Raw genomic sequence first — 13,376 nt, forward strand, 5'->3', positions numbered from 1 at the left:
ATGATCCTCGATTAGATATAAAGATATCTTTATGTCTTATTTCGCGGTTGTGCAAGTGCCTGCGCCGCTGCCCTGCGCCGGCGTCCCCCGAGGAGTATGGCCCGCGAGGTATGGCCGGCGAGGTGTATGGTCGGTGCAGTGAGGTGTAGGATGAGCACGATTTCCGAGCGTGACGGGGCCGGTGCGGCCAATGAGCCCGAATTCGGGGTGCGGCCGGGCGAGGTGACGCATCCCCTGCCCGCCTCGCCCGACGCCGGGGTGCATTTCATCGGCCGGCTGCACACGCCGTGGACCCGCCGCGCCGAGTGCCCGAAAAACGGGCGCGAATCGGATGCGGTCTGCACCGTCGAGCTCAACCCCGCCTTCGTCCCGGCGCTCGACGCGCTGGAGGGCACCACCCATCTGTGGCTGCTGTACTGGATGGACCGGGCGCCGCGCGACCTGCTGGTCCAGGTGCCCCGCCATTATGGCCGGGGCCGCGGCACCTTCGCGCTGCGCAGCCCCGCCCGGCCGAATCCCATCGCCATGAGCGCGGTGCGGCTCCTCGGCATCGAGGGGAACCGCCTCGCCGTGGTCGGCCTCGACTGCCTCGACGGCACGCCGCTGATCGACATCAAGCCCTATTTCGCCTCCACCGACGCCATCCCGGATGCCGTCGTCGGCTGGCATCGCGAGCGTGGAACCAAGCCGGGCATGTAGGTGTTGCCGATATGCATCGCCCATGCGCTTCAAGCATAGCTAACGCGCTGGTTACCATTCGTGACGTAGTCTGGTCTTGAACCCGCCGTTTTCCTGCGTCATCTCCTCGGCGCAACGGTTACAGGCATTTACCCTAGCAGGCTTGATGATGGTCGTTCGCCTTGGTTTCGCTCCCGCGGTCGCTCTCGCCCTCCTGACATCGGTCGGTGCGGCGAGCGCGCAATATTATCCCGCCGAAACGGCTGCGCAGCCGGTCGAGCCGGCGCCGGGCACTGCCGAAGTGCCGGCGGCGATCGATCCCTACGGCACCACCACCGGCGCCCCGGTGCCGGTGCAGGGCGGCGTGGCGCCGATCATGGCCCCGGCCCCGGTATCGGGCGGCTATGCCAATGCCCCAGCCGGCTATCCGGCGCAGTCCTATCCGGCGCAGCAGCCGGGCTATTCCGCGCAGCCGGGCTATCCCGCCCAGGCCGCGGCCCCGGCCGGCTACCCGCCGGGCGCCTATTCGGGCCAGCAGCCGGCCGGCTATCCCACCGGCGCCTATTCCGGCCAGCAGCCGGCGGGCTATCCCCAGCCGCCGGTCGGCATGACCGCGCCCTATGGCGCGCCGCCGGCCCCGGTGCATTCCGCCGCCCCGGCCGCCCCCGCCTATCAGAGCCAGCAGGCGATGGGCTCCAACGGCGCCAGCGTCGCCATGCTGCCGCCCGAGGACCAGCCCGAGGAAGGCCAGCCGAAGGAACTGCCGGCCAACCTGAAGCGCCAGGTGGTCGACTACGTGACCAAGGAACCGGCCGGCACCATCATCATCGATACCCCGAACACCTATCTCTATTACGTGCTCGGCGGCGGCCGGGCCGAACGCTACGGCATCGGCGTCGGCCGCGACGGCTTCACCTGGGCGGGCACCGAGAAGATCAGCCGCAAGGCCGAATGGGCCGACTGGCGTCCGCCGGCGGAGATGATCGAGCGCCAGCCCTACCTGCCGCGCTTCATGGCCGGCGGTCCGGGCAATCCGCTCGGCGCGCGCACCATGTATCTCGGCGGCACCATCTACCGCATCCACGGCACCAACCAGCCCTCCACCATCGGCCAGTTCATGTCCTCGGGCTGCATCCGCATGCTGAACGAGGATGTCGAGAACCTCTACGACAAGGTGAAGGTCGGCACCCGGGTCGTGGTGATGCCCGGCAACCCGGCCAAGACCGCCGATGGCGGCGCCGCCATGCAGGCGATCCCGGTGAGCACCGCCCCGGTGGCGGTGCGCTGAACCCACCGGCGGCCGGCGCTCCAGCGGGCGCCGCATCGGCTGAATAATACGATCGCCCGGACGATGGCTCGTCCGGGCGATCTGCTTTTGGGGGGGTGCGGCTCGGCCCTCGTCGCCGGCAGCCGCCGCTCACATATCCCACAGCCGCTGCGCCGGCACCCGGAGCTCGAACGCGCTGCCGGCCGCCAGCTCACCCGGCCGCTCGACCCAGGCGGTAAGCCCGCGCAGGCCGTGCGCGGCCTTGACGAAGGACAGCTCCAGTCCCAGCCGGCCGGGATGATGCGCGGCCACCACCGCCCCGGCGTGACGGCACGGCGCGTTCTCGCCCTCCACCGCCAGGCAGGCGCCGCCGGGGAAATGCAGCCTCGTGCCCGGCGGCAGGCCGGTGAGGCGGGCGACGCCGCCGACCACCAGATTGGCGCCGAGCCAGCACGGCTCGATCGCCGGGATGTCCAGCCGCCGGGCGATGACGGCGAGCTCGTCGGCGGCGACCAGCGTCACCTGCCGCCCATTGCGGATCGGCGTGCCGCGCGGATACCACGGCACCCGCGAATCGGCCTTGCGGGTGAGGCCGCGGTGGCGGTCGCCGACCAGTCCCTCGAAATCGAGGGCGGCCCGCTCGACCGCGCGGGTGACGAAATCCGGCCCGTCGCCGACCAGCAGCGCATCGAGCCGGGCGCGCAGCCGGCGGGCCGGCACCGTGCCGTCGTCGAACAGGGACAGGGTTTCCGGCATGCACGCGGCCCTCGCATGGTGGCGCCCCGGTTCATCCCCCGGACACGGCAACGGGAAAATGCGGACTGTGGCGACTCGGCCACCCGGTCTAAGATACCGCCGTTTTCCCTGCCACGGACCGGAACCTCGTAGGGGGCCGGAGCGTTTGTGATCCGCCGGCGTGGCGCCAGTCAGATCGAGGTCGACGCAGATGTCCACTCCCACCGGTTCCTTTCCCGCCGCGCCCGGCGGCTCGCTCGCCGGCCATCTCCACGAGCTTCGCGCGAAATGGGGCTGGTTCGTCGCGCTCGGCGTGCTGATGATCGTCGCCGGCATGATCGCGCTCGGCAGCATCTACACGCTGGCGGTCGGCACGCTGGTCTCGGTGTTCTATATCGGCGCGATGATGGCGGTCGCCGGCATCGCCCAGATCTTCCACGCCTTCCAGGTGAAGGGATGGGGCGCGTTCTTCTTCTGGCTGCTCGACGGCGTGCTGTACCTGGCGGGCGGCGCCATCGCCTTCGCCAACCCGACGCTGGCCGCCTCGGTGCTGACGCTGCTGCTCGGCGTGTCGCTGGTGGTCGGCGGCATCTTCCGGCTGTTCGCCGCCTTCAACCTGCGCCCGAATGCCGGCTGGGGCTGGATCGCCTTCTCGGCGGTGATCGCCGTGCTCCTCGGCATCGAGATCATCACCCGCTGGCCGATCAACTCGGAATGGATCCTCGGGCTGTTCCTCGGCATCAACCTCGTGTTCAACGGCTTCGCGACGCTGATGCTCGGCCTGCGGCTGAAGAAATGAGCGAGGCTTCGTGAGGCAGAACGCCGCTCCGCGAGCGCTTCCGCACGACAGGCCGGCCGAGGCGACCTCCGGGTCGCCGGAGCCGGCCGCCACCGCATCGGCGGCCCCGGAGGCGGCACCGACGCCGGCGTCGAGCGGGCGGGACCTGAGGCTCGACCTGTTCCGCGGGCTGGCGCTGTGGTTCATCTTCCTCAACCACATCCCGAACAATGTGGTGAACTGGATCACCAACCGGAATTTCGGCTTCTCCGACGCCACCGAGATCTTCGTCTTCATCTCCGGCTACACCGCCGCCATGGTCTATGGCCGCGAGATCGACCGCAGCGGCGTGATGGTGACCTCCGCCCGCATCCTGCGGCGGGCGTGGCAGCTCTATGTCGCCTTCATCTTCCTGTTCGTCATCTATCTCGCCGAGATCTCCTATGTGGTCGGCTCCTTCGCCAACCCGCTCTACGCCGAGGAGATGGGGGCGCTGCAGTTCCTCTCCGAGCCGGACGTGGCGCTGGTGCAGGCGCTGCTGCTCAAGTTCCGTCCGGCCAATATGGACGTGCTGCCGCTCTATATCGTGCTGCTGGCCGGCTTCCCGCCGGTGCTGTGGGCGCTGAAGCGCTGGCCGGACGCGACGCTGGCCGCCTCCGCGCTCGTCTATGCGGTGGTGCTGCATCTCGGCATCAACCTGCCGGGCTATCCCGACGACCGGATGTGGTTCTTCAACCCGTTCGCCTGGCAGCTGATGTTCGTGTTCGGCGGCTGGTGCGGGCTCGGCGGCAGCGACCGGCTGTCCGGGCTGATCCAGAACCGGCTGGTGGTGACGCTGGCGGTCGCCTATCTCGTCGTCTCGCTCGCGGTGGTGGTGAGCTGGTGGTGGCGCCCGCTGGAAGGGCTGGTGCCCGAGGCGATCGGCGCCATCATCTACCCGATCAGCAAGACCGACCTGTCGCCGCTGCGCTTCCTGCACTTCCTCGCGCTCGCGGTGGTGGTGGTGAAGCTGGTGCCGGTGGATGCCGCCTGGCTGCGCTCGCGCGCGCTGCGACCGATGATCCTGTGCGGGCAGAACTCGCTGGAAGTGTTCTGCTTCGGCGTGTTCCTTTCTTTCGCCGCACATTTCGTGTTGAACGAGATCGACAACTCACTGGCGATGCAGCTGATATTGAGCGCGGCGGGGATCTCCCTCATGGTGGCTCTCTCCGTGCTGTTGTCGTGGTATGCTGGCGTCGAGCGCGATATTGCAGCGAAGAAATACAGGTAGACGGCGCGGATCGACGTGAGACGCACGATTCTGGGACTGATGCTCGCTTCCCTTGCCTTCCTGGCCGGCGGCGCCACCGCCCCGGCGCAGGCCGAACCCGTCTGCGCCGCGCCTTCCGAGCTCACACGGGCCGGCTTCGGCCTGCCGCGGCTGGCCAAGTCGCTGGAAGACAAGACGCCGACCACCATCCTGGTGCTGAACAGCGCCGCCGTCGTCGAGAAGAAGCTGGCCAAGGCCGGCGCCGCCAAGGAGGCGATGCCGCGCCGGTTCCCGAGCTATATCGAGGAGATCCTGCGCGAGCGCTATCCCGATGGCGGCATCGTGGTGGCGACCCAGCAGGAGCCGCGCGCCACCGCGCAGGCGATCGTGACGCTGCTGCCGGACCTGCTGCGCGCCAACAAGCCGGCGCTGCTGATCTGGCAGACCGGCACCTATGACGCCATTCTCGGCGTCGACACCAACGCCTTCGGCGACGCCGTCGGCGACGGCATCCGCATCGCCCAGGCCGCCAATACCGACGTCATCGTCGTCAGCCCGCAATACAGCCCGCGTACCGCCTTCGCCTTCGACATCGCGCCCTACGACACCACCCTGCGCTGGACCGCGCGCGCCAATGCCGTCCCGCTGTTCGACCGCTACGACGTCATGCGGTTCTGGGAGCAGGAGGGCATTTTCGACCTCGACGCCGACCGCCCTTCCCCCACCCTGTTCGACGACGTGCATCGCTGCATCGGCCGGCTTCTGGTCGGCATGATCGCGGACGGCGTCGACAAGAAAACCCTGGGCTCCCGCTAGATGCACCTCGCCCGTCTCGCCTGCCTCGCCCTGCTCGCCGCCCCGCTGGCGATCGGCACCGCCCCGTTCGCCGGCAGCGCTTCCGCCGCCGCGCTGCTGGCGCCGACCTGTCCGGCCGGCAACGCGGCGCTGACGCGGCTGTCGCAGCCGATGCCGCGCCTCGCCAAGGCGCTGCGCGACGGCGGGCCGGTGCGGATCGTCGCCATCGGCTCCTCCTCCACCGCCGGGGCGGGGGCGAGCGCGCCGGGCAATTCCTACCCGAGCCGGCTGCAGGCGGCGCTGCGCCAGCGCTTCCCCGGCATCGACATCAGCGTGGTCAATCGCGGCATCAACGGCCAGGACGCGCCGGAAATGCTGGCGCGCTTCGACGCCGACGTCGCGGCCTCGAGCCCGACGCTGGTGCTGTGGCAGGCCGGGGTGAACGCGCTGTTCCGCGCCAACGGCCTCGCCAATGCCGAGGGCCTGCTGCGCGACGCCATCGCCCGCACCCGCGCGCTGGGCGCCGACATGGTGATCATCGACCCGCAATATTCGCCGCAGGTGGTGGGGGATGCCGACGCGCTCGACATGCTGCGCCTGCAGCAGCGCGTCGCCGACGAGGAGGGGGTGAGCGTGTTCCACCGCTTCGCGCTGATGCGCGAGTGGCACGAGGCGCGCGGCCTGCCGTTCGAGGCCTTCACCTACAAGGACGGCTTCCACATGAACGACTGGGGCTACGAGTGCTTCGCCAAGGGTCTCGGCGGATCGCTGGTGGCCAATGTCGACAGCCAGTTGCGCTCGGCCGACGTGCGCGCGACCCCGGCGAACCTCGCCAGGCCGGCGGCGGCCGGCGGCAAGGCGGCAGCGGGAGGCGGGGCTGTGGGAGGCGGGATCATGGGTTCGTCGATTCCGGCCGCCACCACGCCGGCTGGCCTGCCGGAAAGCACGCTCACGCCGTGAGGCGGACGGAGAGAATTTCCAGTGTCCGTCATCAGCCACATCACGCTGGGAACGAACGACAAGGATCGTTCGGCAACGTTCTACGACGCCGTGCTGGGAGCCATCGGCTTTTCCAGATTGCCCAAGCCGCCGGAAAAGCCCCTCGCCTATGAGCGCGACGGCCGGATGCCGACCGTCTACATCTACACGCCGGAGGACGGCCGCCCGGCGACATGGGGCAACGGAACCCACGTCGCCTTCATCGCCGACACCAAGGCCCAGGTCCGTCGCTTCCATGAACAGGCCCTGAAATCGGGCGGCACGAGCGAAGGGGAACCCGGCCCGCGGCCGCATTATGGCCCGAACTATTACGCCGCCTATGTCCGCGATCCCGACGGGAACAAGCTGCAGGCGGTCTGCTATGCGGCGGAGTGAGCGTCGGCTCCGCGCACGTCCGGGATGTTCCGCGCGATCGGCCGCGTGAGCGCCGGCCCGGTTGCGCCGGGATGCCGGCCGGTCCCTCGCGGGACGCTCACACCACCAGCGCGATGGCGAAGCCGTCATAGCCCTTGGAGCCGACGGTCTGCAGCGCGGTGGCGACCAGGCGGGGCTCGGCGGCGACCATCTCCATGAAGCGGCGAATGCCGAGAACGGCGTCGCCGGCCGGCGCGGGATCGGCGAGCCGGCCGGCGCGCACCACATTGTCGGCGACGATCAGCGTGCCGGGACGCGACAGCGCCAGCGCGGCCTCGAGATAGGCGGGGTTGCTCGGCTTGTCGGCATCGATGAAGACGAGGTCGAACGGCGCCTCGCCCTCGGCGATCATCGCCGCCAGCGTGTCGCGCGCGGCGCCGACGCGAATCGCCACCCGATCGGCAAGACCGGCGCGGGCGATGTTGGCGCCGGCCACCGCGGCATGGGCGGCGCTCGCCTCCAGCGTGACGAGGCGGCCGTCGGCCGGCAGCGCGCGGGCGAGCCAGATCGCCGAATAGCCGCCGAGCGTGCCGATCTCCAGGATGCGGCGGGCGCCGCGCAGCATGGCCAGCAGCATCAGCAGCTTGCCCTGATTGGGCGCCACGTTGATCGCCGGCAGCCTGGCCGCCTCGCTGGCCGCCAGCGCGGCATCCAGCACCGGATCGGGCGGCAGCAGCCGCTCGACGATCCAGTCGTCGACCGCGGACCACACCGTCTCGCTCACTCCGGCGCCTCGCTCACTCCAACGCCTCGTTCATTCCGGCGCCTCGTTCATTCATCGTCGCCCTTGTCGGAAAAGGCGCCGCCGAAGCGCTTGATCACCGCCTCGCGGGCGGCGAGCACCTTCCGCTCGTAGTCGAAGGCCATCGGCTCGGTGAGCACGCTTTCCAGCCCGGCCAGCAGCGCCCACAGCGCCGGGATCTCCGCCTCGTCCTCGACGAACTCGGCTAGCGCCTCGCCGTCGCCGTCGTCGACGGTGCGGGACAGGAACTCGAACAGCACCACCGCCACCGACCGGTCGATATGCAGGACGATCTCGTCGGACGGCTTGTCGGTCGGGCTGTTGGACGGCTTGGCGGCCATGGCATGCTCCCCGCGCGCTGCGTTCTGTCCCGAGACATCTCATTTTCGCGCCCGCCGCGCCACTCGCTTATCGCCGAGAACTTGCTTTCGTGCGAGGGCCGTGCTGCTTGGCGCACGTTGTTCGGAGCGGATCACAGGAGAATCCCGTGACGGCGGAAACCGATCTCCACACGGTGCGCGACTTTCTGCGCTATGCCATCAGCCGCTTCAACGATGCCGGCCTCTGCTACGGCCATGGCACCACCACGGCGCTGGACGAGGCGGCCTTCATCATTCTCGAAGCGCTGCACCTGCCGGTGGACGAGCTGGACCCCTGGCTCGACGCGCGGCTGACCAGCGGCGAGCGCACCCGGCTCGCCCGGCTGATCGACCTGCGCTGCGCCACCCGCAAGCCGGCCGCCTATCTGATGGGCCGCACCTATATTCGCGGCGTGCCCTTCAAGAGCGACGAGCGGGCGATCGTGCCGCGCTCCTATATCGGCGAGTTCGTCGCCGGCGGCCTGTTCGGCGGCGACGGCTTCGCGCTGGTGCCCGAGCCCGAGGCGGTGGGCCGGGTGCTCGATCTCTGCACCGGCTCGGGCTGCCTCGCCATCCTCGCGGCGATGGTGTTCGAGAACGCGCAGGTCGACGCGGTCGACCTGTCTCCCGAGGCGCTGTCGCTGGCGGCGGAGAATGTCGCCGCGCACGGCATGGGCAGGCGGGTGCATCTGCACCTGGGCGACCTGTTCGGCCCGCTGAAGGGCCGGCGCTACGACCTCATCATCACCAACCCGCCCTATGTGGACGAAGAGGCGGTGGCGGCGCTGCCGGCGGAATACCGCCACGAGCCGCTGCTGGCCTTCGATGGCGGGCCGGACGGGCTCGACATCGTGCGGCGCATCCTGAAGGCGGCGCCGAAATTCCTCACCAGGACCGGCGGCATGATCTGCGAGATCGGCACCGGCAAGGAAATCCTCGAGGCCGAGTATCCCGAGCTGCCGTTCCTGTGGCTCGACAGCGAGGACAGCGAAGGCGAGGTCTTCTGGCTGTCGACGGGCGATTTCGCCGGAAACTGACAGAGACCCGCATGATGACCGGCGACCGGAAGATGACACGCCTGATCCGCCTCGCCGCGCTGGCCGGCCTGCTGGCAGGGTACCTGCCGGCGGCCGCTCCCGCCGGCGCCGCGACGCTGTGCACGGCGCTCGCCGACGCCGCGACCGGCGCGGTGCTGAAGCAGGACGGGACGGGCTGCGCCGGCCGGGTGACGCCGGCCTCGACCTTCAAGATCGCCATCGCGCTGATGGGCTTCGATGCCGGCATCCTCAAGGACGCGCGCCAGCCGAGCTGGCCGTTCCGCCCCGGCTATGCCGACTGGCGCGAGCAGTGGAAGACCGAGACCGACCCGACCTACTGGATGAAGGAATCGGTGGTCTGGTACTCGCAGCAGATCACCCTGAAGCTCGGGGCGGAGCGGTTCGGCCACTATGTCGAGGCGTTCGGCTACGGCAACAGGGACGTCTCCGGCGACGCCGGCAAGGATAACGGCCTGACCGATGCGTGGCTCTCCTCCTCGCTCGCCATCTCGCCGCTGGAACAGCTCGGCTTCCTCGGCCGGATGCTGCGCGGCGAACTGCCGGTCTCCGCCCGCGCGGTGGCGGTGACCGGCGAGATCACCCGCGTCGCCACGACGTGGAACGGCTGGGAGATCCACGGCAAGACCGGCATGGGCATGGCCCGCGACGCCGGGGGAGAGATCGTGCGCGGCAAGCCCTATGGCTGGTTCGTCGGCTGGGCGCTGAAGGGCAAGCGCACCATCGTGTTCGCGCGGCTGGACCAGGACGAGAAGCCGGAGGCGACGCCGACCAGCTTTCGCGCCCGCGACGCCATGCTGCGGGAACTGCCGGGGCTGCTCGACACCGCGAGGTGATCCCCCCTCACCCGCCGCGCTTCATGTGCTCCAGCACCTGCGCATCCGGCCAGCAGTCCAGCGCCAGGCCGTTGGCCTTCTGGTAGGCGCCGAGCGCGGCACGGGTCTTCATGCCGGCCTTGCCGTCGATCTTCTCGGCGTAGAAGCCCTCGCGGGTCAGCACGTTCTGCATGAATTCGAGGTCGCGGGTCTTCACCAGCGCGATGTCCGACCAGCCGCGCGCGAAGGGACGGTCGTCCTCGATGCGGTCGGCGAGATGGCCGACATAGAGCACGTAGAGGTCGGCGAAATTGTAGCTCTTCAGCACGAAGTAATTGGCCGGCGTCATGAAGGCCGGGCCATGGGGCCCCGCCGGCATGATGAGCGAGGCGGGGTCCTTCATCGCCGCCGGCGGCACCCGGCGCCCGTCGGCGACCTTGACGCCGCGCTTCAGCCAGTCGCCGATGGAGGCGGTCACGTCCGGCTCGGCCTGCGTGCAGTCGAAGCCGGCGGGCAGCGCGACCTCATAGGCCCAGCGGCGGCCGGGCTGCCAGCCCTTCTCCTTGAGCAGGCTGGCGGTGGCGGCCAGCGCTTCCGGCACCGAGGTCCAGATATTGGCGGTGCCGTCGCCGTCGAGATCGACGCCATAGGCGAGATAGCCGGTGGGCATGAACTGGGTGAGGCCCATGGCACCGGCCCAGGAGGACTTCATCTGCGCGCGGGCGACGTGACCTTCGTCGAGGATCTTCAGGGCGGCGAGGAATTCGTCGCGGAACTCGTCCTTGCGGCGGCCGAGATAGGCCTGCGTCGCCACGACGCGCAGCGCATCGTAATTGAGCCGGGCGCCGCCATAGGAGGTCTCGCGCGCCCAGATGGCGAGCAGGATCGCCGGCGGCACGCCGAAGCGCCGCTCGATGGACGCGAGCTCGGACTGATATTTGCGCGCCAGGGTGCGGCCCTGCGCCGCCGAGCGGCCGATGGCGGCATCGGAGAGATAGGCGGCGGGGGTCTGCACGAACTCGGCCTGCACGCCGGGCTTCTGCGGCTTGCCGGGGATGGCGAGCTCGGGGAGCGAATAGTCGGGCTCCAGCCCTCGGGTCTCGCGCTCGAAGGTCGCGCGGGAGATGCCCATGGCCTGCGCCGCCGGCCATTGCGCCGCCAGCCAGCGGTCGAAGCCGGCATCGGCCAGCGCCGGAGCGCCGGCCCACACCAGCAGGGCGAGGGCGGCCAGGCCGCGGCGCAGCGGGGCTGTCATCGAAGCTCTCATGCTTCCTGACATACTGGAATCGCGCCGGGCTGTGAACCGGACGCGGCAGCCGCGCCCTCCGCTACCGCAACGGCAGGTGCCTATGCGGCGATAATGGACGCGGCATGCGAGGATACGCATGCGAAAGGCCACAGGAGGACGCCATGGCATTGCGCAGCAAGATCACCCCCTATCTCTGGTTCGACAGCCAGGCCGAGGACGCGGCGAACCACTATGTCTCGATCTTCGAGGATTCGCGCATCACCGCGATCTCGCGCTACAGCGAGGCCGGGCCGGGGCCGGCGGGCAGCGTCATGGTGGTGACCTTCGAGCTTGAGGGCCAGTCCTTCGGCGCCATCAATGGCGGGCCGATGTTCCAGCTGAGCGAGGCGGTCTCGTTCCTGATCGACTGCAAGACGCAGGAAGAGATCGACTATTACTGGGACCGGCTGGGCGACGGCGGCTCCTACCAGCCCTGCGGCTGGCTGAAGGACCGCTTCGGCCTGTCCTGGCAGGTCAACTGCATCGACGTGCTGGACGGCCTGAAGGACGCCGACCCGGCGGCGGCGGGCCGGGCCATGCAGGCGATGATGGGCATGAGCAAGGTCGACATCGCGACGCTGAAGCGGGCGCTGGAGGGATGAGGGGTGCCTGCCGGCGGAGCGCCTGCCGGGGTTCGGCGAGACCGCCCCGACCGCCCCTTGGGACTAAAATCGGCGCCGGCTGGAGTGCCGCGAGCGGCATTGACTTGATAATAGTTATTGGCCCATCCTGACGAGGATTTAAGAGGAGCAGGCCATGCCGATCAGCGCCGATCTCGGCAAGCAGCTGGAAAGCTACGTGAACGCGCTGGTCGCCACCGGGCGCTATCACTCCAAGAGCGAGGTGCTGCGCGAGGGCGTGCGGCTGATCCAGGAGCGCGAAGTGCGGCTCGCAACGCTGGAAGAGGCGCTTGCACGCGGCATACGTGACGCCGAAGCGGGCCGGGTCACGCCGGCCGACCGGCTGTTCGACCGGCTCGAAGCAAAATATGAGGCGATGGCGAAAGCCCGCGAGGGATGATCCTCGTGTTCACGGCGCAGGCCGAGACGGCGCTGGAGCGGATCGGCGACCATATCGCCGCCGACAATCCACGCCGGGCGCTCTCCTTCGTGCAGGAGCTGCGCGCCCACACCGAACGCCTGGCGCAGGCGCCGATGTCCTATCCGCTGGTGCCGCCCTTCGAGAAGGCCGGCGTTCGCCGCTGCGTTCACGGCAACTACCTGATCTTCTTCCGTATCGCGGCCGATACGGTCGAGATCATCCACATCCTCAACGGCGCGATGAACTACGAGGAATTGCTGTTTCCCACCCCGCCGGAGCGGCCGGCCGATCCGGCCTGATCGACCGCCACGACCGATATCGCGCACCGCCCGCCCCTACCGCACCGCGACGATGAACAGCCGCGGGAAGCGCAGCAGCACCTTGCCGTCGACCTGCGCGGGATAGGCGGCGGCGATGCGGGCCGTGTAGTCGGCGAGGAAGGCGTCGCGCTCGGCCTCGTCCAGCGGGGCGAGATAGGGGCGCAGCGCCGTCGACCTGAACCAGTCGACGATGGACGAAGCGCCGTCCAGCGCGTGGTTGTAGTGCGTGTGCCAGATCTCGACCCGGCGGGCGACGGGCCTCAACAGGTCGTAATAGGCGGAGACGGAGGGCAGCTCGCCGCGCCCGGCAGTGCCGAGCTTGCCGGCCCACCGGCCGTTCGCGGCGGTCTCGGCCATCAGCACATGCGAGGGCTCGGCGACGTTGTCCGGCATCTGCACCGCGAGCACGCCACCCTCGGGCAGCGCGCCGAGCAGGCGGGCCAGCACCGCGGGATGGTCCGGCACCCACTGGAACACCGCATTGCCGAAGACGAGCCCGGTGCCGGGATCCGGCTGCCATGTCGCCACGTCGGCGACTTTGAAATGGGCGGAAGGCAGGTGTTCGTTCGCCTGCTTCACCATGGCGGGCGAGCTGTCTATGCCGATCACCTCGGCCTGCGGCCAGCGCTGCGCGAGCAGCTCGGTCGAATTGCCCGGCCCGCAGCCGACATCGACGACGCGGCCGGGAGCCGCGAGCGGAACCTGCGCCAGCAGGTCGCGCGACGGGCGGGTGCGCTCGTCGGCGAAGGTCAGGTAGAGGTTCGGGTTCCAGTCCTCGGTCGTGCTGCGCATGGGATCGTCGCCTTGCTGGTGTCGCGGCGGAACATGACGGAGGGCAGCC

The 13,376-nt window shown here is 69.6% G+C and carries 17 protein-coding genes; 12 read left to right on the forward strand and 5 right to left on the reverse strand.

Annotated features, from left to right (window positions below):
- Window positions 1-150: 150 nt before the first annotated feature.
- Together tsaA and AC1RU4_RS18015 are read left to right on the forward strand one after the other, a co-directional pair.
- Complete coding sequence (gene tsaA, locus AC1RU4_RS18010; protein ID WP_492892489.1) at window positions 151-699, forward strand: tRNA (N6-threonylcarbamoyladenosine(37)-N6)-methyltransferase TrmO; 549 nt, start codon at window positions 151-153, stop codon at window positions 697-699.
- Between the two features lie 145 nt (window positions 700-844).
- Window positions 845-1,966, forward strand: a complete 1,122-nt coding sequence (locus AC1RU4_RS18015) for a L,D-transpeptidase (RefSeq protein ID WP_492892490.1) — start codon at window positions 845-847, stop codon at window positions 1,964-1,966.
- A gap of 129 nt (window positions 1,967-2,095) precedes the next feature.
- Here the strand turns inward: AC1RU4_RS18015 and AC1RU4_RS18020 are convergent, their stop codons facing one another.
- Window positions 2,096-2,701, reverse strand: coding sequence for an MOSC domain-containing protein (locus AC1RU4_RS18020; protein ID WP_492892491.1), 606 nt, complete (start codon window positions 2,699-2,701; stop codon window positions 2,096-2,098).
- Window positions 2,702-2,891: 190 nt separating this feature from the next.
- On the opposite strand from AC1RU4_RS18020, the gene AC1RU4_RS18025 reads away from it, so the two are divergent.
- The 5 genes from AC1RU4_RS18025 to AC1RU4_RS18045 are packed head-to-tail and all read left to right on the forward strand — an operon-like array spanning window position 2,892 to window position 6,876.
- Window positions 2,892-3,479 (forward strand): HdeD family acid-resistance protein, encoded by a 588-nt coding sequence (locus AC1RU4_RS18025; RefSeq protein ID WP_492892492.1) that lies wholly within the window; start codon window positions 2,892-2,894, stop codon window positions 3,477-3,479.
- A gap of 10 nt (window positions 3,480-3,489) precedes the next feature.
- Window positions 3,490-4,728, forward strand: coding sequence for an OpgC family protein (locus tag AC1RU4_RS18030; RefSeq protein WP_492892493.1), 1,239 nt, complete (start codon window positions 3,490-3,492; stop codon window positions 4,726-4,728).
- 39 nt (window positions 4,729-4,767) lie between these two features.
- Entirely contained in the window at window positions 4,768-5,523 is a 756-nt protein-coding gene (locus tag AC1RU4_RS18035) for an SGNH/GDSL hydrolase family protein (protein ID WP_492892494.1), read from the forward strand.
- Window positions 5,524-6,462 (forward strand): SGNH/GDSL hydrolase family protein, encoded by a 939-nt coding sequence (locus tag AC1RU4_RS18040; RefSeq protein ID WP_492892495.1) that lies wholly within the window; start codon window positions 5,524-5,526, stop codon window positions 6,460-6,462.
- A 21-nt stretch (window positions 6,463-6,483) separates the two neighbouring features.
- Entirely contained in the window at window positions 6,484-6,876 is a 393-nt protein-coding gene (locus AC1RU4_RS18045) for a VOC family protein (protein WP_492892496.1), read from the forward strand.
- A gap of 97 nt (window positions 6,877-6,973) precedes the next feature.
- Here AC1RU4_RS18045 and AC1RU4_RS18050 read toward each other — a convergent pair whose 3' ends face one another.
- Entirely contained in the window at window positions 6,974-7,639 is a 666-nt protein-coding gene (locus AC1RU4_RS18050; protein WP_492892497.1) for an O-methyltransferase, read from the reverse strand.
- 47 nt (window positions 7,640-7,686) lie between these two features.
- On the reverse strand, window positions 7,687-7,998 hold the full coding sequence (locus tag AC1RU4_RS18055; protein WP_492892498.1) for a hypothetical protein: 312 nt from the start codon (window positions 7,996-7,998) through the stop codon (window positions 7,687-7,689).
- A gap of 146 nt (window positions 7,999-8,144) precedes the next feature.
- On the opposite strand from AC1RU4_RS18055, the gene prmB reads away from it, so the two are divergent.
- Window positions 8,145-9,053: a 50S ribosomal protein L3 N(5)-glutamine methyltransferase gene (prmB, locus tag AC1RU4_RS18060; RefSeq protein ID WP_492892499.1), complete on the forward strand. Its 909-nt coding sequence runs from the start codon at window positions 8,145-8,147 to the stop codon at window positions 9,051-9,053.
- A 32-nt stretch (window positions 9,054-9,085) separates the two neighbouring features.
- Window positions 9,086-9,907, forward strand: a complete 822-nt coding sequence (blaOXA, locus tag AC1RU4_RS18065; protein ID WP_492892564.1) for a class D beta-lactamase — start codon at window positions 9,086-9,088, stop codon at window positions 9,905-9,907.
- Between the two features lie 7 nt (window positions 9,908-9,914).
- On the opposite strand, the gene AC1RU4_RS18070 is transcribed toward blaOXA, so the two are convergent.
- Window positions 9,915-11,141 carry a lytic murein transglycosylase gene (locus AC1RU4_RS18070; protein ID WP_492892500.1) on the reverse strand — a complete coding sequence of 409 codons (1,227 nt, stop codon included), beginning with the start codon at window positions 11,139-11,141 and terminating at the stop codon, window positions 9,915-9,917.
- Window positions 11,142-11,296: 155 nt separating this feature from the next.
- On the opposite strand from AC1RU4_RS18070, the gene AC1RU4_RS18075 reads away from it, so the two are divergent.
- The 3 genes from AC1RU4_RS18075 to AC1RU4_RS18085 all read left to right on the forward strand — a co-directional run bounded on the left by AC1RU4_RS18075 (window position 11,297) and on the right by AC1RU4_RS18085 (window position 12,514).
- Window positions 11,297-11,776, forward strand: a complete 480-nt coding sequence (locus tag AC1RU4_RS18075; protein ID WP_492892501.1) for a VOC family protein — start codon at window positions 11,297-11,299, stop codon at window positions 11,774-11,776.
- A 154-nt stretch (window positions 11,777-11,930) separates the two neighbouring features.
- Window positions 11,931-12,194: a type II toxin-antitoxin system ParD family antitoxin gene (locus AC1RU4_RS18080; RefSeq protein ID WP_492892502.1), complete on the forward strand. Its 264-nt coding sequence runs from the start codon at window positions 11,931-11,933 to the stop codon at window positions 12,192-12,194.
- Complete coding sequence (locus AC1RU4_RS18085) at window positions 12,191-12,514, forward strand: type II toxin-antitoxin system RelE/ParE family toxin (RefSeq protein ID WP_492892503.1); 324 nt, start codon at window positions 12,191-12,193, stop codon at window positions 12,512-12,514. Before AC1RU4_RS18080 ends, AC1RU4_RS18085 begins: the two co-directional genes overlap by 4 nt.
- Window positions 12,515-12,550: 36 nt before the next feature.
- Here AC1RU4_RS18085 and tam read toward each other — a convergent pair whose 3' ends face one another.
- A complete protein-coding gene (gene tam, locus AC1RU4_RS18090) occupies window positions 12,551-13,327 on the reverse strand; it encodes a trans-aconitate 2-methyltransferase (RefSeq protein ID WP_492892504.1) in 777 nt (258 codons plus the stop codon).
- Between the last annotated feature and the right edge of the window lie 49 nt (window positions 13,328-13,376).

The sequence above is a fragment of the Ancylobacter sp. GW821-FHT10E12 genome (assembly GCF_058809335.1).

Coding starts and splice junctions, on each gene's coding strand:
- AC1RU4_RS18085 (WP_492892503.1), top strand. CDS start 12,191: ATGATCCTCGTGTTCACGGCGCAGGCCGAGACGGCGCTGGAGCGGATC.
- blaOXA (WP_492892564.1), top strand. CDS start 9,086: ATGACACGCCTGATCCGCCTCGCCGCGCTGGCCGGCCTGCTGGCAGGG.
- AC1RU4_RS18075 (WP_492892501.1), top strand. CDS start 11,297: ATGGCATTGCGCAGCAAGATCACCCCCTATCTCTGGTTCGACAGCCAG.
- AC1RU4_RS18040 (WP_492892495.1), top strand. CDS start 5,524: ATGCACCTCGCCCGTCTCGCCTGCCTCGCCCTGCTCGCCGCCCCGCTG.
- AC1RU4_RS18025 (WP_492892492.1), top strand. CDS start 2,892: ATGTCCACTCCCACCGGTTCCTTTCCCGCCGCGCCCGGCGGCTCGCTC.
- AC1RU4_RS18080 (WP_492892502.1), top strand. CDS start 11,931: ATGCCGATCAGCGCCGATCTCGGCAAGCAGCTGGAAAGCTACGTGAAC.
- AC1RU4_RS18015 (WP_492892490.1), top strand. CDS start 845: ATGATGGTCGTTCGCCTTGGTTTCGCTCCCGCGGTCGCTCTCGCCCTC.
- tsaA (WP_492892489.1), top strand. CDS start 151: ATGAGCACGATTTCCGAGCGTGACGGGGCCGGTGCGGCCAATGAGCCC.
- AC1RU4_RS18055 (WP_492892498.1), bottom strand. CDS start 7,998: ATGGCCGCCAAGCCGTCCAACAGCCCGACCGACAAGCCGTCCGACGAG.
- AC1RU4_RS18020 (WP_492892491.1), bottom strand. CDS start 2,701: ATGCCGGAAACCCTGTCCCTGTTCGACGACGGCACGGTGCCGGCCCGC.
- tam (WP_492892504.1), bottom strand. CDS start 13,327: ATGCGCAGCACGACCGAGGACTGGAACCCGAACCTCTACCTGACCTTC.
- AC1RU4_RS18035 (WP_492892494.1), top strand. CDS start 4,768: ATGCTCGCTTCCCTTGCCTTCCTGGCCGGCGGCGCCACCGCCCCGGCG.
- AC1RU4_RS18070 (WP_492892500.1), bottom strand. CDS start 11,141: ATGACAGCCCCGCTGCGCCGCGGCCTGGCCGCCCTCGCCCTGCTGGTG.